Raw genomic sequence first — 21,503 nt, 5'->3', positions numbered from 1 at the left:
ACCGACAGTTGTCCCTTCCGGGGTTCTCAGATCGACCTGGGGGTTTGCGCGTCCGCCCCCGCCAGACGGGCGGTGATCCGGTCGACGTCGCCGCGCTCGCCCGAGGGCAGGGGCGCGCCGACCGAAGCGCGGAGCCCGGCCGCGGTCTCCAGGAGGCGGGCGGCCTCGGCCAGGTCGCCTTCGAGGCTGGCGGCTCCGGCCAGACCCTCCATGGCCAGGGCGACGGCCCGGGGGTCACCGCTGGCGCGCGCGGCGTCGAGGCCTTCCAGGTGCAGGGTCCGAGCTTGTACGGCGTCGCCGCGCTGCTCGGCGACGAAGCCGAGCTCGGCCAGGATCAGGGACAGGGCGGTGGCCGACTCCAGGTTGCGGTCCCAGTCGAGCCAGTTCAGCAGGTGGCGTTCGGCGCGGTCGAGGTCTCCCTGACGCCGGGCGCTGAGGGCCAGGCCCAGCTCGGCGAACTCCTCGCCGAGCGTGTAGCCCTGCTCGGCGGAGCGGCGGCGGGCGCGCTCGTGCAGCTCGTCGGCCTGGGCGAAGTCGCCCGACAGCAGGGCGATGCGGCCCAGGAAGGCGAGCTTGTCGGGCACCTCGGTGCCGAGGCCGAGCTCCTCGGCCATGCGCAGGCCCTCGCGGTGGAAGCGGGCGGCGGCGGGATAGTCGCCCATGATCTCCGCGTGGCCGCCGAGGGCGAAGGTGGCGTGCAGCTGGCCCCAGCGGTCGCCCAGGCGGGTGAACAGGGCGTGGCTGCGCTTGCCGTACTGCTCGGCCAGGGTCAGGTCGCTGCGCAGGAGGGACTGGCGGGCCATGGTGGCCAGGACGGCGGCGGTGCCCCAGTCGTCGGCGGCGGCCTCGAAGGTGGTCAGGAGGCGGGCGGCGTGCTGTTCGGCGGTGGGGAGGTCGCCGACGCCGAGGCGGGCGTTGATGAGGTACCAGGCGGCCAGGGGGTCGCCGGATATTTCGGGCATGGTGGGTTCGCCCTGACGCATCGCGAACCCGGCCCGCCACAGCTCGGCCGACGCGGCGGCGTAGGAGGAGGGAGAGGAGCCGGACGGGGAGCCGGACGAGGAGGCGGACGAGGAGGCGGACGAGGAGGCGGACGGGGAGGCGGACGAGGAGGCGGACGGGGAGGCGGACGGGGAGGCGGACGGGGAGGCGGACGAGGAGGCGGACGGGGAGGCGGACGGGGAGGCGGACGGGGAGGCGGACGAGGAGCCGAGCGAGGCGCCGGCCCCCGCCTCCAAGGCGCGGGTGAACCAGCGGCGACCCTCGCCGAGCCGCCCCCGCAGCACCCAGTACCAAGCGAGCGAGTTCGCCAGCCCCACCCCGACCCCCACCCCCAGGGCCGTCTCGAAGGCCGCGCGCAGGTTGCCCGCCTCGGCGTCGAGCCTGCCCAGCCACTCCAGCTGCGAAGGCCCCCGCAGGTACGGCACGGCTGAGGCGGCCAGCCCGGCGTAGTACTCCAGGTGCCGACCCCGAAGCTCGTCGTACTCCCCGGCCTCCCGCAGCCGCTCCACCCCGTACGCCGCCACCGACTCCAGGAGCCGGTAGCGCGGCGGCGTGCCCGACACGGTCACGAGCGACCGGTCGACGAGCTCGGCCAGCAGGTCGAGCACGTCGTCCATCCCCGACACCCGCTCGGCCGCCTCGAGGGTGCTGCCGTCGGCGTGCACGGCCAGGCGCCGCAGCAGGACGGCTTCCCGAGGCGACAGCAGCGACCAGCTCCACTCGATCATCGCCCGCAGGGTGCGCTGGCGGGCGGGCGCGTCGGTGTGCCCGGCGGTGAGCACCTTGAAGCGGTCTTCGAGACGTTCGGCCAGCGTGTGCACGCCCAGGGCGCGCACACGCGTGGCGGCCAGTTCGAGCGCGAGGGGGATGCCGTCGAGCCGGCGGCACACGGCGGTGACCGCGGCGAGGGCGGAGTCGTCGAGGAAGAGCCCGGCCGCCTCGGCCCGCTGCAGGAACAGCTCGACCGCGCTGGCCTCCTCCAGGGGCGCCACGGGCCACAGCTGCTCGCCGCCGAGCCCGAGTGGACGCTGGCTGGTGGCCAGGACCCGGAGTCCGGGCGCGTGGGCCAGCAGGCGTGAGGCCAGCACGGCCACGCCCTCGGTGAGGTGCTCGCAGTTGTCGAGCACGAGCAGCAGCCGCTTGCCCCGCAGGAACTCGGCGAGGTGGTCGCCCCCGGAGGCGTCGTCGCGCACGCCGAGGGTCGCCGACACGTGCTCGGCCAGCGAGGCGGCGTCGGTCAGCGAGCCCAGTTCCACCAGCCACACCCCGTCGGGGTGGGCCCCGGTCAGCTTGCGCGCGCTCTCGATGGCCAGGCGCGTCTTGCCGACCCCGCCGGGCCCGACGAGGGTGACCAGGCGCGAGGCGGCCAGCCGTCCGGTGACCGCGGCGACGGCGGCCGAGCGGCCGACGAGCCCGGACAGCGGGGCGGGCAGGTTGGAGGGCGCGGAGTCGAGCGACGGGTCCTGGGCGAGCATCGCCTGCTGCAGCGCCACCAGCGCGGGCGAGGGGTCGAGCCCGAGTTCGTCGGCGAGCCGTTCGCGCAGCTCCTGGTAGGCCTCCAGCGCCTCGCTCTGCCGTCCGGCGCGATAGAGGGCGCGCAGGTGGACGGCACGCAGCCGCTCGCGCAGCGGGTGCTGGGCGACCACGGCGGCCAGGGAGTCGGCCAGCGCGGTGTGTTCGCCGAGCTCCAGCCGGGCCTCGAAGAGCTCCTCCTGGGCGGTGAGCCGCAGCTCGGCGAGCCGTACGGCCTCGGCGGACGCGAACTCGTGGTCGGCGAAGTCGGCCAGAGCCTCGCCGCGCCACGATTCGAGGGCCCGCGTCAGCAGGTCGACCCGCTCGCGCGCGGCAGAGGCGGCGCGGGCGGCGACGACCAGCGACTGGAAGCGCACCGAGTCGACGGCGTCGGCCTGCACGTCGAGCACGTAGCCGGGGGCACGCGAGAGCACGAGCGGCGCGCCGATCGCGCGCCGCAGCTGCGAGACGCGCGTCTGGAGCGCTCCGGCCGGGTTGGCGGGCAGCCGCGTGGGCCACAGGTGGTCGATCAGCCGGTCGGAGGGCACCACGCGGCCCGCGTTGACGACCAGCTCGGCCAGGAGGGCACGGACCTTGACCTCGGGGATCTTGACCTCTTCGCCGGAATCCGTCCACACGGCAAGCGGACCAAGCACCCCGAAACGCATGCGGACCACGGTAGCCGAAGGCCGTCCGAAGGATTTCCGAAGCCCTCCCCAGCAAGGTGACCTTCATGCGAGTGGCGATCATCGTCGACCGCACCGGACCCGACCGGTTGCTGGCCGACTGGCTGGCCGAGCGGGCCTGCGAAGAGGGGTACGACGTCGACCTCATCGACCTGGCCCAGGCGGCCGACCTGGAGCCCTGGCTGGAGGACGCGGACGTCCTCGTCGTGGTGACGCCCTGCGAGTTGCCGCCGGGCAAGCCGACTATCCAGATTTAAGGGAGACAAGAAATGAAATGGTTTGGTCTGGCAGTCCTGTCGCTGCCCACCATCCTGCTGTTCCTGGCCATGACCGTGTTGTTCCTGGCGACCCCGCACATCGCGGCCGACCTGAGACCCACCGACGGCCAGCTGTTGTGGATCAATGACATCTACGGCTTCATGATGGCCGGCCTCCTGGTGGCCATGGGCACCGTCGGTGACAGGATCGGGCGCCGCAAGGTGCTCATGTTCGGCGCGGTGGCCTTCGGCGTGGCCTCGGCGTTCGCGGCCTTCACCGAGAGCGCGCCGGCCCTGATCGCGGCCCGCGCGGTGATGGGCGTCGGCGCCGCGGCGGTGATGCCGTCGACGCTGAGCCTGATCAGCAACATGTTCACCGACGCACGGGAGCGGGCCACCGCGATCGGCGTCTGGGCCGCCTCCATCTCGGTGGGCGTGGCCATCGGCCCGCTGGTCGGCGGGCTGGTGCTGGAGTCGTTCTGGTGGGGCGCCGCGCTGCTGATCGGCGTGCCGGTGATGGCCCTGGTGGTGGTCGCCGCGCCGTTCGCGGTGCCGGAGTACCGCAACAAGGAGGCGGGCAGGCCCGACGTGGCCAGCGTGCTGATGTCGATGGCCGCGCTGCTGCCGATCGTCTACGGCGTCAAGGAGCTGGCCAAGGCGGGCTTCACCCTCACCGCGGTGGTGACGATCGTGGTCGGCCTGGCCTTCGGGGTGGCGTTCGTGCGCAGGCAGCTCAGCCTGGAGCAGCCGCTGCTGGACGTGCGGCTGTTCGGCAACAAGGTCTTCAGCGGCGCGCTGAGCGTCTTCCTGCTCGGCGCGATCGCCCTCGGCGGCGTCTACCTGCTGTTCACGCAGTATCTGCAGCTCGTGGCGGGCCTGTCGCCGCTGGAGTCGGGCCTGTGGATCCTGCCCGCGGCGCTGGCGCTGGTGGCGGTCTCGACGCTCTCGCCGATCTGGGCGCGGCGCGTGCAGCCCGCCTACGTCGTGGCCGGCGGCCTGCTGGTCTCGGCGATCGGCTACCTGGTGCTGACCCAGGTCGGCAGCGTCGCCGGCCTGCCGATGCTGATCACCGGCTTCTACATCCTCTACCCGGGCATCGCCCCGACCATGGCGCTGACCACCAACCTGGTCATCGGCTCCGCGCCTCCCGAGAAGGCGGGAGCGGCCTCCGCGGTCAACACGACCGCCAGTGACCTGGGTGTCTCGCTCGGCGTGGCGATCCTGGGCAGCGTGGGAGCCGCGGTCTACGGCTCGCAGGTGTCGACCAGCTTCACCGACGCCCTGACCAGCGGCGACGAGGCGCTGATCGCCCGGGCACGCGACGCCTTCACCGACGGGCTGAACGTCGCGTCGGGAGCGGCGGCGGTGCTGGCCCTGGGGGCGGCCGCCTTGTCGGTCACCCTCCTGAGGAACAAGCGGAACAAGGAGGCGCTGGTGAACGCTTAAGAGAACAAGCGTGTACGGCACCGCGGCGAGGAAGAGGAGCCCCCGCGGTGCCGTACTCACATGTCTAGGCGACGCCCAGCAGGTCGACCACGAAGATGAGCGTCTCGCCGGGCTTGATGGCGGCGCCCGCGCCGCGGTTGCCGTAGCCGAGGTGCGGCGGGATGACCAGCTTGCGCCTGCCGCCGACCTTCATGCCGGCCACGCCCTGGTCCCAGCCCGCGATGACGCGTCCGCCGCCGAGCGGGAACTCGAAGGCCTGCCTGCGGTTCCAGGAGGCGTCGAACTCCTCACCCGACGAGAACGCCACGCCCACGTAGTGGACGCTCACCTGGTGACCGGGCTTGGCCTCTTCGCCGTCACCCTCCCAGATGTCGACGATCTCCAGGTCAGCGGGCGGGTTGCCCTCCGGGAAGTCGATCTCCGGCTTCTCGAGTGCCACGTGTTTCTCCTAGCGAACCGATCGAAATGAGCGAAGCCTCCAAGCTACCAACTCTGGTGCAGCGGCATGCCCTCGCTGTAGCCGGACGAGCTCTGGATGCCGACGATGGCCCGCTCGTGGAACTCCTCCAGCGTGGTCGCGCCCGCGTAGGTGCACGAGGAGCGGAGCCCGGCCACGATGGCGTCGATCTGGTCCTCGACGCTGGGCCGGTGCGGGTCCAGGTACATGCGGGAGGTGGAGATGCCCTCCTCGAACAGGGCCTTGCGAGCCCGCTCGAACGGCGTGTCGTCGGCGGTGCGCAGCCGAACGGCCCTGGCCGAGGCCATGCCGAAGTTCTCCTTGTACTTACGGCCGTCGGCGTCGGTGCGAGCGTCGCCGGGGGACTCGTACGTTCCCGCGAACCAGGAGCCGATCATCACGTTCGCCGCACCGGCGGCCAGCGCGAGGGCCACGTCGCGCGGGTGGCGCACGCCGCCGTCGGCCCACACGTGACGGCCCAGGCGGCGTGCCTCGGTCGAGCACTCCAGCACGGCGGAGAACTGCGGCCTGCCCACGCCGGTCATCATGCGCGTGGTGCACATGGCGCCCGGCCCGACCCCGACCTTGAGGATGTCGGCGCCCGCGTCGACCAGGTCCTTCACGCCCTCGGCGGTCACCACGTTGCCCGCCGCCACCGGCACGCCGGGGTCGAGGGCCCGTACGGCACGCAGCGCGGAGATCATCTTCTCCTGGTGCCCGTGCGCGGTGTCCACCACCAGGCAGTCGACGCCCGCTTCGAGCAGTTCCTTGGCCTTGGCCGCCACGTCGCCGTTGACGCCGACGGCGGCGGCGATGCGCAGCCGGCCCTCGGCGTCGAGCGCGGGCTGGTAGAGCGTGGCGCGCAGCGCGCCCGTGCGGGTCAGGATGCCGATGAGCCTGCCCTCGTCGTCGACGATCGGCGCCAGCCGGTGGCGGCCCTCGTGCAGCCGGTCGAAGGCGGCGCGCGGGTCGAGCCCGGCGGGCAGCGTCAGCAGCCCGGTCGACATGACCTGCTCGAGCTGGGTGAACATGTCGACGCCCGAGCAGTCGGCCTCGGTCACGACGCCGATGGGGCGGTTGTCCCAGTCGACCACGATGACCGCGCCGTGCGCGCGCTTGGGCAGCAGGGCGAGCGCCTCGCCGACGGTGGCGTGCGGGGTGAGCGTGAGCGGGGTGTCGTGCACCAGGTCGCGCTTCTTGACCCAGTCGACGACCTCGGTGACGACGTCGATGGGGATGTCCTGGGGGATGACGGTGATGCCGCCGCGCCGGGCGATGGTCTCGGCCATCCTGCGGCCGGCGACGGCGGTCATGTTGGCGACCACGATCGGGATGGTGGTGCCGGTGCCGTCGGCGGTCGACAGGTCCACGGCGAGGCGGGAACCGATGGCCGAACGGGAGGGCACCATGAAGACGTCGCTGTACGTCAGGTCGTACGACGGTTCGAGCCCGTTGAGAAACTTCACGTTAGTCCACCTTATGCGGTGCTGCGATATGAAGGAGCTTTCCCCCTTTCATCAGGGCTTATGATCGATCGCATGGACGTGATCGAGCGGGGCGAGCTCACTGTCGTCGGCCTTGCCGTACGGACCACCAACGCCGAGGAGTCCGATCCGGCGCGGGCGCGGCTGGCCCGGTTGTGGCAGCGGGCGTCGGCGCCCGGCGCCTTCGCGCACGTCCCCGGCCGGCTCGACGAGAACCTGTACGCGGTCCTGACCGATTACGAAAGCGACCACCACGGCGCCTACACCCAGGTCGTCGGCGTCGCCGTGCGGGCGGTGCCGAAGCTGCCCGAGGGCATGGTCGCGGTGCGCGTGCCCGCGGGCCCCTCGCTGAAGATCGAGGTGCGCGGGCCGATGCCCGGCGCGCTGATCGAGACCTGGCAGCAGATCTGGAAGCAGACCGAGGCCGGCGCGCAGCCGCCGCGTTCCTTCCGCACCGATCTCGAGGTGCACCACGGCGACGGCGCGGAGATCTATCTGTCCGTCTAGCAACTTCCGTGAAAGCGAAGCGGTCGAACGGGTGATACCGGTCGACCGCTTCTGTTTTCGGAAGGCATGTGATGACGGGGACCGCATCGGCGGTGCATGACCTGACCGCCTCCTTCGAGGCGGTGTTCGACGCGTATTTCGGGGAGATCCATCGGTACGTCGCCCAGCGGCTCGGGCCCGACGACGCCGAGGACGTGGTCGCCGAGACCTTCCTGGCCGCCTACCGCAGACGTGACGTCTACGACCCGTCGCGGGCCACGGTGCGCACCTGGTTGTACGGCATCGCGACCAAGCTGATCGGCAAGCACAGGCGCAGCGAGATCCGGGCACTGAAGGCCCTGCGCGTGGCCGACGGTGATCTTTCCGGTCATTTCGACGACCAGGCCGCCGCCCGCGTCAGCGCCCAGGCCCTGCGCCCCGATCTGGCCAGGGCCATCGCCCGCCTCAACCAGGGCGATCGTGACGTGCTGCTGCTCGTCGCCCTGGCCGGGCTCTCCCACGAGGAGATCGCCGTGGCGCTCGGCATCCCGTACGGAACGGTCGGCTCCCGGCTCAGCCGGGCCCGTCGCAAGCTGCGCGACGCCCTGGGCGGCGTCAACCCGGTGGAGGACTCGCGTGGATGAGCTGATTCGTGACCTGTACGGCGAGCCCGCGACGGACCCGGGCGCGCGCGAGCGCGTGCGGGCGCGGCTGGAGCAGGAGAGGGTACGGCCCGCGGCCGCGCATCGGGCGCGCCCGCCGTACCCGGCTCGTCGGCGGCTCGTCGGCGGTCTGCTGCTCGCCGGGGCCGCCGCCGCGCTGGCCGTCGCCCACCCGGCGCTGACCCGGGCACCCGAGAGCAGGCCAGGGCAGGCGGTGACGGTCTCCGGCGAGTCGATCCTGCTGGCGGCCGCCACGCGTGCCGAGTCGAGCACGGCCGGCGGCGCGTTCTGGCATGTCAGACGGCAGAGCGCGGGCCGCGTCACCGAGCTGTGGGCCGCGCGCGACGGACGCGCCTGGAGCGGGGCCGACGGCGCGCTGAGCCCTACCGACCGGCCCTTCAGCCTGGCGGGACGGCCCATGAGCCTGGCCGAGATCCAGGAGCTGCCCGACGACCCGGGGCGACTGCTGCAGGCGGTGACCGCCCTGCTCCCGTCGTTGCCCGAGGGGGCGCGCGACGGGGTCGTCGCCGATGCGCTGAGCGGCCTGCTGTGGAGCAAGCCCGCGCCTTCCGGCGTGCGCGCCGCCGCCTACCGGGCGCTGGCCGGCCTCGGCAACGTGCGCTACCTCGGCGGCACCGTCGACTCGCTGGGCAGGCCCGGCGTGGGCTTCGCCTACGACCTGCGCTGGCCGCGCGCCTCGCACCGCCAGCTGATCATCGACCCCGGTGACGGCCAGGTGCTCGCCTCGGTCACCGACGGCGGCTCCGAGCTCGTCCTGGAAGCCGGCTGGACCGATCGTGGGCCGCGCCCGTGAGGAGGCGGCTGCTGCTCGTCCTGGTGCTCGTCGCCGGGCTCGTCTCGCTCGCCGAACCGGGCGGGCCCTCGCTGGCCGCGAGCAAGGGGCGGCCCATCTGCGACCGCGCCCAGTTCGCCGTCTCCGACGCGCTCAAGGAGCCGGTCTCCTTCCACGGACTGCCCGCCGTACGGCTCGGACCCGACGTCGACTGGCGCATGGACCCCCACCGCAACCGGTCGTGGATGCTCAGCCTGCACGCGCTGCGCTGGATGGGACGGCTCGTCGTCGAGTACGAGAAGACGGGCGACGACGCCTACCTGGAACGGGCCGAGGAGATCACCCGCGACTGGGTGCGCGACAACCCGCGCTCCGGGCTCGGCGTGAGCGAGTGGGCGTGGGCCGAGCACGCGGTGGCGCTGCGCGCGCCGACCCTGGTCTGCCTCAGCGCCTACGTGCGCAGCGACTGGCTGTCGGCGAGCCTCGTCGAGCACGCCGGGGTGCTGGCCGACCCCGGCCTCTACCGCGCCGGGCACAACCACGGGCTCGACCAGGACATCGCCCTGCTCGGGCTGGGCTGCCGCCTGGAGGTCGGCCAGTGGCGCGACCTGGCGCTCTCGCGCATGACCTCCTCGGCGCGCCAGGCCGTCGACGACCAGGGAGTGCTGCGCGAGCAGGCGCCGCGCTACGGCGTCTACGTCCACCAGCGGCTCGGCGTCGCCTTCGAGGCCATGCGCGAGTGCGGATTGCGCCCGCCGCCCGAGCTGGCCGCCCGGCGCACCGCGCTGGAGGCCTACGTCGGCCACGCCACCCAGCCCGACGGGCGGCTGGTGGCCATCGGCGACGGGCCCGCCGACCTGCGGCCGCGAGGCTTCCCCCGGCCGCAGGAACGGATCAGGGTCTTCGCCGGCGGCTACGTGTTCGGGCGCAGCTCGTGGCACCCGTCGGCGACCTTCTACTCCATCCGCTTCGGGCCGGGGCGACAACTGCACGGCCACGAGGACCACATGGGCGTGACCTTCCAGATCGGCGGGCGCGACCAGCTCGTCGAGGCGGGCTTCCACTCCTACGAGCGGACCGCCTACCAGGCCTGGACCGTCGGGCCCACCGCGCACAACGTGCCCGTCGTCGAGGGCGCGCGGTTCCGGCCCGGTACGGCCACGCGGCTGGTGAGCTCGTCCATCGGGCGCACCCGGCAGGTCTACGAGCTCACCGACGACGCGTACGGCGTCAGCCGTACCAGGAAGGTCATGGTCGAAGGGGAGGTCATGAGCGTTCTGGACGAGGTGCCCGCCGGGTCGCGGGTGCGCTCCCTGTGGCACCTGGCGCCCGGTTCGTCGGTGAGGGTGCGCATGTTCGAGATGCCGGGCTGCCGGCCCCTGGAGCCGGAGGCGCGCACCGAGGAGATCTCCGTGGGCTACCTGCGCAAGGCGTCCTCGACGACCCTCGTCTCGCCCGCGGCGCGTGCCGTGCTGACGGTCGTCGCGCCGGCCCGTTTCCGCGTGACCTGCCCCGCCAGGTGGTGAAGCGCGATCGCCCCCGCCAGGCACGCGAACGGCACCGCGGGCAGCATGTAGCGGTGGTCGAAGTCCATCGCGGCGATCGGGCCGAGGTAGAGGAAGAACGCCACGGCCGCCGGGAGCGACGGCCTGAGCAGCGAGACGAGGAGCATGATCAGGAAGAGCGGGCCGTGCAGGAGGTAGGGGTACTTCCAGACCTCGAAGACCGTGTCGTACGGCGCGACGCTGGCCAGACCCGTGATGCTCGTGTCGTACTCCTTCCTGACCTTGCCGATCAGGTCGTGCCCGGTGGGCAGCCCCCAGGAGCCGACCGGCAGATCGGTCAGGTGCGGCACCCGGCGCGGATGCGCGACCGGCGTCAGCGACCAGGGAAGCGCGGCGTCCCTGGCGACGTCGGCCACGTAGTCGAGCGGCTGGCTCGTGATCGCCTGCAGCGCGAACTTCCTGGCAAGCTGGTTGTGGCCGAACCGGTCGCCGCCGAGCCGGGCGAGCGCCGCATCAGGGGCCCAGACGTACTCCGAGGCCGCGTCGACCACCGTGCCGTTCGGGCACAGCCGCGCCACGTCCGGGCTCGGCTTGATCTTCGCGCAGTCGGCGAAGGTCATCGTGCGGGCCCACAACGACACCCCGTCGGCGTTGCTCAGCGCGAACCTGCCGTGATGCTGCTGGAACCAGGCGGCATAACCCAGCAGCGGCAGCGCGCCCGCGATGACCAGCGCCGCCAGCGGGCGCCATCCGCTGCGCTTGACGATCAGATACAGCGCGAAGACGACCAGCAGCGGCACCGCCGCCGTGCGCACCAGCCCGGCGCTCGCGATCAGCAGACCGGCCAGGACCGGCCGCCTGGCCGCCATCGCCGTGAGCGCGCCGGCGATCAGCAGGATCAGCAGGGTCTCCGACAGGATCGTGTGTTCGATGCGCAGGAAAGCCGGGTTGAGCAGCACGGGGACCGTCGCCAGCGCCGCCCCCCACCCCGGCACTCCGGTACGGCGGAGCAGAGCGTAGATCATCACCCCGATGCCCAGACCCATCAGGTGCTGCACCGCCACGACCAGCTCCACACTGCGGAACAACCCCAGGAACAACGAGTACCCCACCGGGTGGAACGCTCCAGAGGGTTTCGGATGCAGCGCGGTGTCCAGATAGGTGAAGGAGTCGTACCAGAACAACTGGGCGGTGTTGTAGCCCAGCATCACGGCCGCACGGAGCAAGGCCGCCAGGATCAGGATGCCCGCGAACAGGGCGTTTCTCTGCAGCATGACCAGCAAGTTGACCGGTCTGGCGATAACCCGCCCGTTATCAAAAGTGGTTACGCTCGCGTTACATCAGAAACGCCAGGATTCGGGGGATGTGTTGCGGATTCTGATTGCGGAGGACGAGCGAATGCTCGCGGACTCCCTGGGGGAAGGCCTGCGGGCCGAGGCGCTGGCGGTGGACATCGCCTACGACGGCGAGGCGGCGCTCGAACGCCTGGCCGTCCACGACTACGACGTGCTCATCCTCGACCGCGACCTGCCCAAGGTGCACGGCGACGAGGTCTGCAGGCAGGTCAGCGGCGGGCTGCTGCGCATCCTCATGCTCACCGCCTCGGGCGACGTCCGGGCGCGCGTGGCGGGGCTCTCGCTCGGAGCCGACGACTACCTGCCCAAACCCTTCGACTTCGAGGAACTCCTCGCCCGCGTCCACGCCCTCGGGCGGCGTGCCAGACCCGCCGACCCGCCCGTGATCGAACGCGCCGGCATCACCGTCGACCGCGGCCAGCGCCAGGTCTTCCGCGACGGACGCTATGTGCCGCTGGCCCGCAAGGAATTCGGTGTGCTCTACGAGCTGATGCGCGCCCGCGGCTCCATCGTCTCCGCCGAGGACCTGCTGGAGAAGGTGTGGGACGAGCACATCGACCCCTTCACCAACACCGTGCGCACCACCATGGTCAAACTACGGCGCAAGCTCGGCGAACCACCGGTCATCGAGACCGTCGCCGGATCGGGGTACCGCATCCCATGACCCTGCGCGTGCGCTTCGCCGTCATCAGCGGCGCCATCTTCTTCGTCCTGGCCGGGCTGCTGCTCATCGGCCTCTACCTGCTCGTGCGGGCCCAGCTCGAACCCGTGCCCGGCTGGCGCAACCCCGACGTGGTCCGCGCCGCCGGATTCGAGTTCTACCCGGGACAGGCCGGATGGGAGGTCGCCAACCAGCGCGGCATCCAGATCCGCCGCCTCTACCAGGTGGGAACCCTCGAATCCGTCCGCAACGTCGGGCTCCTCGTCCTTCCGCTCGGCACCGCCCTGGCCGCCTTCCTCGCCTGGCGCCTGGCCCGCGTCGTCCACCGGCCGCTCGAACAGGCCACTCTCACCGCCCGCCGCGTCGCCCAGAGCCACGACCTGCGCGAACGGCTCGACTACAGCGCCGACGACGAGGTCAAGGAACTCGCCGACACCTTCGACACCATGCTCGAGCGGCTGTCGCGAGCCTTCGACGGCCAGCGCCGCTTCGTCGCCAACGCCTCCCACGAACTGCGCACGCCGCTGGCCATCAACCGCACCCTCGTCGACGTCGCCGTCCGCCGCCCCGACGCCTCCGACGACCTGCGACGGCTCGGCGAATCCCTCCTCGTCGTCAACGAGCGCCACGAACGCCTCATCGCCGGGCTGCTCGCCCTGGCGGAAGGCGAGCAGGTCGTGCTCGACAGGCGGGCCTTCGACCTGTCGGACGTGGTCGAGCACGCCCTCGACCTGGCCTACGAGGAGGCGACCACACGCAAGATCGCCATCCACCGGTTGCTCGACTCCGCACCCGTCGCCGGTGACCCCGTGCTCGTCGAACGGCTCGTGCAGAACCTCGTGGAGAACGGGATGCGGCACAACGAGCCCGGCGGCGGCGTATGGGTCACCACGCGGCAGCGGACGGACCGGGTGGAGCTCGTCGTGGCCAACACCGGGCTGCTGGTGCATCCGCACGAGGTGGAGACCATCTTCCAGCCGTTCAGACGGCTGCACGGGGACCGGCTCAACTCCGACCGGGGGACGGGGCTGGGGATGTCGATCGTCAAGACGGTGGTGGAGGCGCACGGAGGGCACGTCTCGGCGCGCCCCCGCGACGAGGGCGGCCTCACCGTCACCGTCGAGCTGCCCGCGGCCGGCTGACTACCCCTGTCGCCGCACCATCTCGTTGATCCAGACCGGTGCGAAGGGTGACGTGCAGCCCGGCGATGTCGGGTAGTCCTTCAGCACCTCCAGCCGCTCTCCGATGCCGATCGCCCGTTCCCGGTGCTGCGGGTGGTCGATGCCGATCTGCGCCAGGCAGTGGTTCATCGCCCACTGCAGCCGCTCCGGCGCCCCCTTCATCTCCGCCTCGATGGTGTCGAGGAGCGCCACCAGGTCGAGGCCGTCGGGCCGCCTGGTCACGCGGTCGGTGGTCAGGGCCCAGCCCGCGCTCGCGACCGCAGGGTCCGGGTCGGCGAACCAGGCGAGGCGCAACTCTTCGACGTGCGGGTTCTTCTTGACGACGTAGTTCACGAGCCAGTCGTGCACCTTGGGGGTGCGCGACTGGCGGAGCATGGTGTCGAGCTCGTCGCGTTCGAAGGCCTTCGGGCGGCAGATCAGGAGCGCCAGCAGCTTGGCCGCGGTGTCGTCGGTGGCCCACAGCTGCCGGGCGAGGTCCTGCTGCGTCTTGAGGCTCTTGGCGAGGGCGCGGAGCTTGCCGAGGTTCACGCCGTGGTCGTCGCCGTGCTTCTCGTTCACCTCGCGCGCCCTCGGGTCGTCGAGTGCGGCCAGTTCGGCCATCACCTCGTCCACGGTCGTCCCGGTCACCCCTGCCTCCTCTGCGTCGCGTGAGAGGTCCAGGGTACGAGGTGCGGCGAGCGGTTCAGAGGCCCGCGGCGAGCTTGAGGAGCACGACGCCGCCGATGATCGCGGCGAACGACACGAGCTTGGCCGGGGTGATCTTCTCCTTGTAGATGAGTGCTCCCAGGATGACGGTGCCGATGGAGCCGATGCCGGTCCAGATCGTGTAGCCGACGCCCACGTCGAGGGTCTTGAGGGCGAGGCTGAGGGTGAAGATGCCGCCTGCCGCCGACAGCAGGGTGAAGATCGAGGGCCACAGGCGGGTGAAGCCCTTGGTGGCGTTGGTACCGAGGGCGAAGCCGATCTCGAAGACGATCGCGATGGAGAGGTAGATCCAGGCCATGACGGGGTTCCTTACGCAGGGGTGGGGCGGTCGGAGAGCTTGAGGCCCAGGACGCCGCCGATGATCAGGAGGAAGGCGAGCACTTTCCAGGTGTTCACGTGTTCCTGGAAGAGCAGGGTGCCGAAGACGACGGTGCCGATGGAGCCGATGCCGGTCCACACGGTGTAGCCGACGCCCACGTCGAGGGTCCTGAGGGCGAGGCTGAGGAAGAAGATGCCTCCCGCGGCGGCGGCGACGGTCAGGAGCGAGGGGCCGAGCTGGGTGAAGCCCTCGCTGGCGTTGGTGGCCAGGGCGAAGACGACTTCGAAGACCGCGGCTATGAGGAGATGGATCCAGGCCATGGGGGAGAGCTCCAGGAGATTGATAATTGCTTGTACATGCATATTCTGTACATGCATGTAGAGTGGGTGTCAATCCTGGAGGGAAAATGACGACGTTCGACGACGACATGTGGGTGGGCGTGGTACGGCTGCACGCCAGGGTCGAGCACGCGCTGGCCACCGCGCTGCAGCGGCATGGCCTGGGGTTGTCGGAGTATCGGGCGTTGTGCCACCTGTCGACGGCCGGCAAGGGCGAGCTGCGGATGCAGGAGCTGGCCGAGTTGCTGGGGCTCAACCAGAGCTCGGTGACCCGGCTCGTGGGCAGGCTGGAGCAGGCGGGGCTGACGCGGAGGGACCTGTGCGCCGATGACCGGCGCGGGGTCTACTCGGTGATCACCGAGGAGGGGCGGGCCAGAAAGGCCGGGGCCAGCGACACCTACGAGGCGGCGCTGACGCAGGCGCTTGACCGGGCGGAGGCCGAGGGGCTGGCGCCGGTGGTCACGGCCCTGAGGGCGTCACGGCCGGCGGCCACCCTCTAACCGGCGCCCGGCGGCGGTCAGCGGCGCACCTGGTAGCGCAGGTGAAGGACCCGCTTGCCCTGAAGCACCACGTCAGGGTCCTCCAGCAGGTGCTGGGCGTTGACCGACCCGAAGAAGCGCCTGCCGGACCCGAACACGACGGGGGCGACGTCCATGCGCACCTCGTCGACCAGCCCCGCGGCGAGCATCTGGCCGCCCACGTCGCCGGCGGCGACCTCGACGATGCGGTCACCCGCGAGCTCCCGTGCCTTGGCCGCGGCCGCCTCGATGCCGTCGACGAAGTGGAACGGCGCCCGGGGGTCCCAGCCCTCGGGCATCGGCCGGTGCGACACGACGACCACGTGATCGACGCCGGCCGGCGGCTTGCCGTCCCAGCCGTCCGTCAGGTCGAAGACGCGGCGGCCGGCGATCGTGACTCCGATCTGGTCCCAGTACGCCCGGGTGTAGTCGTGGGAGGCCTGCGACAGCTTCAGCACGCCGCTCTCGTCCAGCGGGACGTCGCCGCTGGTCAGCCAGTCGAACAGGGGCCCGGGCTGGTCGTTGTCGTCGGCGATGAAGCCGTCGACCGACACCGAGCTGTACATGACGACCTTGCTCACGGCACTCTCCTCTGCTTCAGGGTGTCCCCAAGCTAACGTTTCGTGAGCCGGCGTTCTTGTAAGAAATCAATCGGCGGGCAGCGGCCAGCTGTCGAGGACGTGGCCGGGGTGTTCGCGCTGGAACCGCCGCCGCACCTCGATGTACGTGGTCGGCGTGAGGCCGGTGAACTCCCGGAACTCGTGGCAGAAGTGGGCCTGGTCGAAGTAGCCCGCCGCGCTGGCGAGGTCGCCCCAGTCGATCGGCCCGGCGGGGTCGATCGCGAACACGGTGGCGGTGAAGCGGTGGGTGCGGGCCAGCCGCTTCGGAGTGACGCCGACGAGCTCCTTGAACCTCTGAGCCAGGTGGGTGCTGCTGACGCCGGCCGCCATGCTCAGGTCGCCGATCGGCACCGCTCCGCCGGTCGCCGTGATGACGCCGCACGTGTGGCGGACCAGCCCCAGGCCGTTGGTCTCGCCCAGCCGCCGCATCAGCTCCTCTTCGAGCAGCGTCAGCATCTCGTGGGGTCCGGCCGCCGTGGCCATCCGGTCTCGCAGCTCGGCGACGGCGGGGCGGCCCCACACCTGCTCCAGCGTCACCGGCCGGTCGCACAGCTCGGCCGCGGGCATCGGCAGGAACGGCGCCAGCCCCCACGGCTTGATGTGCGCGCCGACGGACCGGGTCTCCGGCGGGTAGCCGAACTCGAAGGCGCGGGTGGGCATGGTGATCGCGCAGCCGTCGGCGTAGCCGGCCGTTCCGATGCCGGCGCGGATACGGAACGGCGGGCCGAGGTTGACGATGAGCAGCGCCGACGGCGTCGGCGGCAGCAGCAGCCGGGCGTACGGCGGCGCGCCCTCCAGGTAGTACAGGTCGTCGATCAGCCCGTCCAGCGGCGGCCGCGGCACTCTGGACACGTACTCCACGCCCCCAGTATCGCGCGGCCGGGGACGGTCAGGCAGCGGCAGGTTGGCGCGGGTGAAGCGGGCGCCGGTGATGTCGGGGTCGGTGAAACGGGCCCGCGAGAGATCGTCCCCGTCGAGACGAGCTCTGGTAACGGGGGAAGCGTCGGCCATCGCGCCACTCCTCTCCCGCCGCGCGCCGCGGATCAACCGGTCCGCAACACGTCCAGCGCCGCCTCCACGGCGATCGGCCGCAGCTCCTCGGCGGGCACGTCAGCGAACTGGGTGGAGATGTCCTGCATCCCGCCCAGCGCCATGACGGCCCTCGCCCGCTGGGCGAGTGTCGGCTCGGGTCCGAGCAGCAGGACGGTCAGCCGTTCCCGCCACCGGACCACCAGCTCGATGAGCCCCAGGTCGCTGAGTGTCGACAGCTCGGTCAGCAGCAGCAGGATGTCGCGCCGGTACGCGTAGTGGAAGTCGAAGAAGGCGCTGAGCAGCTCGCCCTGTTCGATGCTCTCCAGGGCCTCCATGCGCTCCAGGAAGTCCTCGCCGCCGTCGACGATGGGCTGGACGATGCTCCGCACCAGGTCCTCGCGTGACGCGAAGTGGTAGTACAGCGCCGGCTTGGTGATGCCGAGCATGTCGGCGATCTCCTGCAGCGTGGTGCGCTGCACCCCCTTGACCGCGAACAGCTCGCGGGCGGCGTCCTGGATGCGTTGCTTGGTGGGGCTTGTCACGCCACCCAGCCTCCCTTACCATCCGTTAAGTCAGCAACTTACCTAACGTTAAGTAAGGACCGGATATGAAGGTGCTGATCTCCGGCGCGAGCATCGCGGGGCCCGTCGCGGCCTACTGGCTGGCCCGGCACGGGTTCGAGGTGACGGTGGTGGAGCGCGCGCCGACGCTGCGCAAGACGGGCGGCCACGCGGTGGACCTGTTCCGCCCGGCGCTGGAGATCTCCGAGCGCATGGGCGTCTCGGAGGCGATCGAGGCCAGGCGCACCGGCATCACCACGATGATCGCCCACCGCCGCGGGAAGCGGCCGGTGACGGTCGGCCTCGGCAAGATCTACCGCGCCACCTCGTCCCGCCACGTCGAGGTCATGCGCGACGACCTCAGCGAGATCTACTACGAGGCGGCCAAGGACGACGTGGAGTACCTCTTCGGCGACTCCATCGGCACGATCGACGACCGTACGGTCACCTTCGAGAGCGGGGACAGCCGAGAGTTCGACCTGGTCATCGGCGCCGACGGGCTCCACTCGAACACCAGGCGCCTGCTCTTCGGCGAGGTCGAGGAGCACTTCACCGGCGCCTACCTGGCCGTGTTCACGGTCTCGCCCGACGCCATGGAGCCCACGACCTCCTACGCCCACCTCGACCCCGGCAGGGTCGCCATCGCCTACCGCAGCGGCCGAGAGGCCAGGGCCGGCTTCTTCTTCCACTCCGCGCCTCTCGAGATCCACCACCGCGACACCGAGAGCCAGAAGCGGCTGCTGCGCGAGCGGTTCGCTGGACTCCACCCGCAGGTGGACGGCTGGCTTGACGAGCTCGAAGCCACGCCGGGCTTCTACTTCGACGCCATCACGCAGCTCAGGCTGGACACCTGGTCGAAGGGCAGGGTGGCGCTGGTCGGCGACGCGGGCTACTGCCCGGGGCCGGCGATCGGCGGCAGCACCAGCCTGGCCGTCTACAGCGCGTACGTGCTGGCGGGGGAGCTGGCCCGCACTCCCGGCGACCACGAGCGGGCCTTCGCCGCCTACGCCGGCGAGATCCGGGAGCTGGTACGGCGGAGCCGCGCCTTCGCCATGGGCGCGGCCAAGGCGCTGGTTCCCGGCTCCCGCTTCGGCGTCGCGGCCCTGGTGGGCGGTGCGCGCCTGGTGAGCGTGCTTCCCCCGGCGCTGAGCAGGGCCCTGGCCACCAGGAACCTGCGCGTGCACGACGCGATGCCGGTCAAGGACTACGCGGGCAACGACCGCGCCCCGGCCTAGCCCTGCTCCAGTAGGGTCCGCGCCCAGGCGTAGTCGAGCTTGCCCACGGGCGTGCGCCTGATCTCCGGCACCAGGATCAGCTCGCGCGGCACCTTGAACCCGGCCAGCGAGGCCCGGCAGTGCGCTCCCAGCTCCTCCAGCGTCAAGCTCCGTGTCGCCGCGACGACGGCCGTGACCCGCTGCCCGAAGCGCGGATCAGGAGCGCCGACCACCAGCGCGTCATAGACGTCGGGATGCGCCCTGATGATCGTCTCGACCTCCTCGGGGAAGACCTTCTCCGCCCCCGTGTTGATCACCATCGACCCGCGCCCCAGCACCTCGGCGGTCCCGTCGTCGCCCACCACGGCATGGTCGCCCTGCAGGGCCCAGCGCACCCCGTCGGGCCCGGTGACGAAGGTGGTCGCGGTCTTCTCGGGATCGTTGAGATACCCGACCGGGATGTGCCCCGACCTGGCCAGCACCCCGCTCTCGCCCGGCCCGACCGGCAGGTACGACGGCCCGAGAACGGCGAACCCCGGAGCCAGCCGGAAGCGCCGACCCTCCACCGCCGCTCCGAGCGCCCCGGTCTCCGACCCTCCGAAGGTGTCGACGATCATCACCCCCGGCAGCGCCGTACGGATCTTGTCCTGGACCGACGCCGACAGCGGCGAGCCGCCGGAGCCGATGGAGAAGACCTCCAGCGGATAGGGCCGGCGCACCAGCTCGTCGGCGACCGGGTGGGCCATGCCGTCGCCGGCGAAGGAGAGCACCTGGGAACGTTCGCGCACCGCCAGCTCCAGCACGCGCACGGCGTCGAAGTGCCGCTCGGTCCACAGGATCACGGTGCCGCCCGCCGAGAAGCAGATCCACGTGCTCCACTGCCCGTTGCCGTGCATCAGCGGCGCGTGCACCTGGAACCTCAGCGCCTCGGCGCCGACGGCCAGGTCCGCGACGGAGCCGATCGGCCCCGAATAGACCGACATCGCCGCCAGGAAGATGTCCTCCTGCCGCCACATGACGCCCTTCGGCAGGCCGGTGGTGCCGCCGGTGTAGAGCAGGTAGGGGTCGTCGCCCGAGCGCGGCCCGAAGTCACGCTCGGGCGAGACGAGGGCCAGGGCCTTTTCGTACGGCTCGCCGAAGGCCAGCGTCCGCGGCCCCTCGACGGCGCCCAGCAGGTCTGCCTCGCCCAGCACCAGCGCGCAGCCGGAGTCGGACAGCAGGTGCGCCAGCTCCCGCGCGGTGTAGCGGTAGTTCAGGTTCACCGGAGCCGCGCCGATCTTGAAGCAGCCGATCATGCACTCCAGCCACTCGGCCCGGTTCCACGACAGGACGCCCACGTTCGCGCCCCGCCGTACGCCCTGGGACAGCAGCCAGTGGGCGACCCGGTTGGCCCGCTCGTCGAGCGCCCGGTAGGTGAGCCTGACCTCGCCCGCCACCAGCGCGAGCCGGTCGGGCACGGCGTCGGCGACGTGCTCGAACAGGTCCGCCAGGTTGATCATCGGGCCGCCTCCAGGGTGATGGGGAACGACGTGACGCCCCGCACGAAGGCGTTGGGCAGGATGCGCGGCCCCCCGGAGTCGGCCCACGAGGCGGAGGCGACGCGGGCGACCCACTCCTCGAAGAAGATCCGCAACTCCAGCCGGGCCAGCGCGGCGCCCAGGCAGAAGTGGGTGCCCAGGCCGAAGGCGATGTGGCCGCCGGGCTTTCGGGTCACGTCGAAGACGTCGGGATCGGTGAAGACCGACGGGTCGCGGTTGGCCGAGCCGTACATGAGCAGCACCTGCTGGCCCTTGCTGATCTCCTGGCCGTGCAGCACGGTGTCGCGGGTGGCGGCGCGGCACATGTTGAGGATCGGCGTGGTCCAGCGGATGAACTCCTCGACGGCGTTCTCGATCAGCGAGGGGTCCTCGCGCAGCAGCCGCCACTGGTCCGGATGCCCGATGAGGGCGTCGATGGCGGTCGCGATCACCGTGCGGGTGGTCTCCGCGCCGCCGTCGAGCAGCAGGAGCGCCTCGTTGGCCAGGTGCTCGTCGTCGTAGTCGGCCCGGCCGGCCCAGAGCGAGAGCAGGTCGTCGTGCGGGCATTTGCGCCGCTCCGCGGCCAGTTCCAGGACGGCAACGCCGTATTCCCCGGCCGCGACCGCCGCCTCGTGGGTGACGTAGCGCAGCCCGCCTCCGGCCGGGATGGTCGTCTCCGACCAGTGCATCAGCCGCGGCCACTCCGAGTCGGGGAAGCCGAGCAGCCAGCCGATCATCCGCGCGGGCAGGGGGGCGGCCAGCGCGGGCACGGCGTCCACGGTGCCCCGCTCCAGCGCCTCGGTGATCTGCTCGACCACGACCTCGCGGATGCGCTCGGCGTAGCGGTCGTGCACGTAGCGGGGGGTGAAGCGGCGGTAGACCAGGCGGCGGCGCTCGGCGTGCTCGGGATCGTCCATGCCGATCATGGACGGGTCGCTGGGCAGCTGGGGGCGGTAGCCGCCGGTGTTGGTCCAGAGCCTGGGATCGCGTTCGATGGCCGAGATGTCGGCGTGGCGGGCGATGCCCCACAGGCCGTTGGCGGTGTCGAAGTGCACCGGGGAGTGCTCGCGCAACCAGGCGTAGACCGGTCCTGGGTCACCGGCGTACAGCTCGCCGTCGAGCAGGTCGAGATGATCGTGCATGGCGGAACTCCTCACGACGAAGCCGGAAGATCGTTCGCGCCGGACGATCTG

22 protein-coding genes are annotated in these 21,503 nt (G+C 71.5%); 10 read left to right on the top strand and 12 right to left on the bottom strand.

Annotated elements, in window-relative coordinates:
* Positions 1 to 26: 26 nt before the first annotated feature.
* On the bottom strand, positions 27 to 3,182 hold the full coding sequence (locus ACIBH1_RS33710; RefSeq protein WP_397318035.1) for a BTAD domain-containing putative transcriptional regulator: 3,156 nt from the start codon (positions 3,180 to 3,182) through the stop codon (positions 27 to 29).
* Between the two features lie 65 nt (positions 3,183 to 3,247).
* Between ACIBH1_RS33710 and ACIBH1_RS33705 the strand changes: the two genes are divergently transcribed.
* Together ACIBH1_RS33705 and ACIBH1_RS33700 are read left to right on the top strand one after the other, a co-directional pair.
* Positions 3,248 to 3,457, top strand: coding sequence for a hypothetical protein (locus ACIBH1_RS33705; protein WP_397318034.1), 210 nt, complete (start codon positions 3,248 to 3,250; stop codon positions 3,455 to 3,457).
* A 12-nt stretch (positions 3,458 to 3,469) separates the two neighbouring features.
* Entirely contained in the window at positions 3,470 to 4,903 is a 1,434-nt protein-coding gene (locus ACIBH1_RS33700; protein WP_397318033.1) for an MFS transporter, read from the top strand.
* A 64-nt stretch (positions 4,904 to 4,967) separates the two neighbouring features.
* Here the strand turns inward: ACIBH1_RS33700 and ACIBH1_RS33695 are convergent, their stop codons facing one another.
* Both ACIBH1_RS33695 and ACIBH1_RS33690 read right to left on the bottom strand, forming a co-directional pair.
* The gene (locus ACIBH1_RS33695; protein ID WP_397318032.1) at positions 4,968 to 5,342 is read right to left on the bottom strand and encodes an FKBP-type peptidyl-prolyl cis-trans isomerase; all 375 of its coding nucleotides are present in this window, start codon (positions 5,340 to 5,342) and stop codon (positions 4,968 to 4,970) included.
* A gap of 44 nt (positions 5,343 to 5,386) precedes the next feature.
* Positions 5,387 to 6,826, bottom strand: a complete 1,440-nt coding sequence (locus ACIBH1_RS33690) for a GuaB1 family IMP dehydrogenase-related protein (protein WP_397318030.1) — start codon at positions 6,824 to 6,826, stop codon at positions 5,387 to 5,389.
* A 72-nt stretch (positions 6,827 to 6,898) separates the two neighbouring features.
* Here ACIBH1_RS33690 and ACIBH1_RS33685 point away from each other — a divergent pair, with 72 nt between their 5' ends.
* The 4 genes from ACIBH1_RS33685 (at position 6,899) to ACIBH1_RS33670 (ending at position 10,311) form a co-directional block, all read left to right on the top strand.
* Entirely contained in the window at positions 6,899 to 7,351 is a 453-nt protein-coding gene (locus tag ACIBH1_RS33685; protein ID WP_397318029.1) for a GyrI-like domain-containing protein, read from the top strand.
* Positions 7,352 to 7,422: 71 nt separating this feature from the next.
* Entirely contained in the window at positions 7,423 to 7,974 is a 552-nt protein-coding gene (locus tag ACIBH1_RS33680) for an RNA polymerase sigma factor (RefSeq protein WP_397318028.1), read from the top strand.
* Entirely contained in the window at positions 7,967 to 8,806 is an 840-nt protein-coding gene (locus ACIBH1_RS33675) for a CU044_5270 family protein (protein WP_397318027.1), read from the top strand. Before ACIBH1_RS33680 ends, ACIBH1_RS33675 begins: the two co-directional genes overlap by 8 nt.
* Positions 8,803 to 10,311, top strand: a complete 1,509-nt coding sequence (locus ACIBH1_RS33670) for a heparinase II/III family protein (RefSeq protein ID WP_397318026.1) — start codon at positions 8,803 to 8,805, stop codon at positions 10,309 to 10,311. The genes ACIBH1_RS33675 and ACIBH1_RS33670 overlap by 4 nt, the downstream gene beginning before the upstream one ends.
* On the opposite strand, the gene ACIBH1_RS33665 is transcribed toward ACIBH1_RS33670, so the two are convergent.
* On the bottom strand, positions 10,203 to 11,564 hold the full coding sequence (locus ACIBH1_RS33665; protein WP_397318025.1) for a hypothetical protein: 1,362 nt from the start codon (positions 11,562 to 11,564) through the stop codon (positions 10,203 to 10,205). The two genes, ACIBH1_RS33670 and ACIBH1_RS33665, sit on opposite strands and share 109 nt — an antisense overlap.
* 94 nt (positions 11,565 to 11,658) lie before the next feature.
* On the opposite strand from ACIBH1_RS33665, the gene ACIBH1_RS33660 reads away from it, so the two are divergent.
* Both ACIBH1_RS33660 and ACIBH1_RS33655 read left to right on the top strand, forming a co-directional pair.
* The gene (locus ACIBH1_RS33660; protein WP_397318024.1) at positions 11,659 to 12,309 is read left to right on the top strand and encodes a response regulator transcription factor; all 651 of its coding nucleotides are present in this window, start codon (positions 11,659 to 11,661) and stop codon (positions 12,307 to 12,309) included.
* Positions 12,306 to 13,448, top strand: coding sequence for a sensor histidine kinase (locus ACIBH1_RS33655; protein ID WP_397318023.1), 1,143 nt, complete (start codon positions 12,306 to 12,308; stop codon positions 13,446 to 13,448). Before ACIBH1_RS33660 ends, ACIBH1_RS33655 begins: the two co-directional genes overlap by 4 nt.
* Here ACIBH1_RS33655 and ACIBH1_RS33650 read toward each other — a convergent pair whose 3' ends face one another.
* The 3 genes from ACIBH1_RS33650 to ACIBH1_RS33640 all read right to left on the bottom strand — a co-directional run bounded on the left by ACIBH1_RS33650 (position 13,449) and on the right by ACIBH1_RS33640 (position 14,831).
* Positions 13,449 to 14,087: a DNA alkylation repair protein gene (locus ACIBH1_RS33650; protein WP_397318131.1), complete on the bottom strand. Its 639-nt coding sequence runs from the start codon at positions 14,085 to 14,087 to the stop codon at positions 13,449 to 13,451.
* 82 nt (positions 14,088 to 14,169) lie between these two features.
* The gene (locus ACIBH1_RS33645) at positions 14,170 to 14,490 is read right to left on the bottom strand and encodes a multidrug efflux SMR transporter (protein WP_181615524.1); all 321 of its coding nucleotides are present in this window, start codon (positions 14,488 to 14,490) and stop codon (positions 14,170 to 14,172) included.
* Positions 14,491 to 14,501: 11 nt separating this feature from the next.
* Positions 14,502 to 14,831, bottom strand: coding sequence for a DMT family transporter (locus ACIBH1_RS33640; protein ID WP_397318022.1), 330 nt, complete (start codon positions 14,829 to 14,831; stop codon positions 14,502 to 14,504).
* 86 nt (positions 14,832 to 14,917) lie between these two features.
* Here ACIBH1_RS33640 and ACIBH1_RS33635 point away from each other — a divergent pair, with 86 nt between their 5' ends.
* Positions 14,918 to 15,349 carry a MarR family winged helix-turn-helix transcriptional regulator gene (locus tag ACIBH1_RS33635; RefSeq protein ID WP_397318021.1) on the top strand — a complete coding sequence of 144 codons (432 nt, stop codon included), beginning with the start codon at positions 14,918 to 14,920 and terminating at the stop codon, positions 15,347 to 15,349.
* Positions 15,350 to 15,366: 17 nt separating this feature from the next.
* Here the strand turns inward: ACIBH1_RS33635 and ACIBH1_RS33630 are convergent, their stop codons facing one another.
* From ACIBH1_RS33630 to ACIBH1_RS33620, 3 genes are all read right to left on the bottom strand, one after another.
* Positions 15,367 to 15,948: a dihydrofolate reductase family protein gene (locus tag ACIBH1_RS33630; RefSeq protein WP_397318020.1), complete on the bottom strand. Its 582-nt coding sequence runs from the start codon at positions 15,946 to 15,948 to the stop codon at positions 15,367 to 15,369.
* A 66-nt stretch (positions 15,949 to 16,014) separates the two neighbouring features.
* Positions 16,015 to 16,998 (bottom strand): AraC family transcriptional regulator, encoded by a 984-nt coding sequence (locus ACIBH1_RS33625; RefSeq protein WP_397318019.1) that lies wholly within the window; start codon positions 16,996 to 16,998, stop codon positions 16,015 to 16,017.
* A gap of 32 nt (positions 16,999 to 17,030) precedes the next feature.
* Entirely contained in the window at positions 17,031 to 17,561 is a 531-nt protein-coding gene (locus ACIBH1_RS33620; protein WP_397318018.1) for a TetR/AcrR family transcriptional regulator, read from the bottom strand.
* Positions 17,562 to 17,626: 65 nt separating this feature from the next.
* Between ACIBH1_RS33620 and ACIBH1_RS33615 the strand changes: the two genes are divergently transcribed.
* Positions 17,627 to 18,814 carry an FAD-dependent monooxygenase gene (locus ACIBH1_RS33615; RefSeq protein WP_397318017.1) on the top strand — a complete coding sequence of 396 codons (1,188 nt, stop codon included), beginning with the start codon at positions 17,627 to 17,629 and terminating at the stop codon, positions 18,812 to 18,814.
* On the opposite strand, the gene ACIBH1_RS33610 is transcribed toward ACIBH1_RS33615, so the two are convergent.
* Complete coding sequence (locus ACIBH1_RS33610) at positions 18,811 to 20,292, bottom strand: AMP-binding protein (RefSeq protein ID WP_397318016.1); 1,482 nt, start codon at positions 20,290 to 20,292, stop codon at positions 18,811 to 18,813. The two genes, ACIBH1_RS33615 and ACIBH1_RS33610, sit on opposite strands and share 4 nt — an antisense overlap.
* On the bottom strand, positions 20,289 to 21,452 hold the full coding sequence (locus ACIBH1_RS33605; protein ID WP_397318015.1) for a cytochrome P450: 1,164 nt from the start codon (positions 21,450 to 21,452) through the stop codon (positions 20,289 to 20,291). Before ACIBH1_RS33605 ends, ACIBH1_RS33610 begins: the two co-directional genes overlap by 4 nt.
* Positions 21,453 to 21,503 lie beyond the last annotated feature (51 nt).

Origin of the sequence: Nonomuraea sp. NPDC050663, from assembly GCF_044456985.1 — a bacterium.
Classification (GTDB): Bacteria; Actinomycetota; Actinomycetes; order Streptosporangiales; family Streptosporangiaceae; genus Nonomuraea.
The sequence above is the reverse complement of the archived record's forward strand: the minus strand, read 5'-3'. Positions and strand labels throughout refer to the sequence as shown.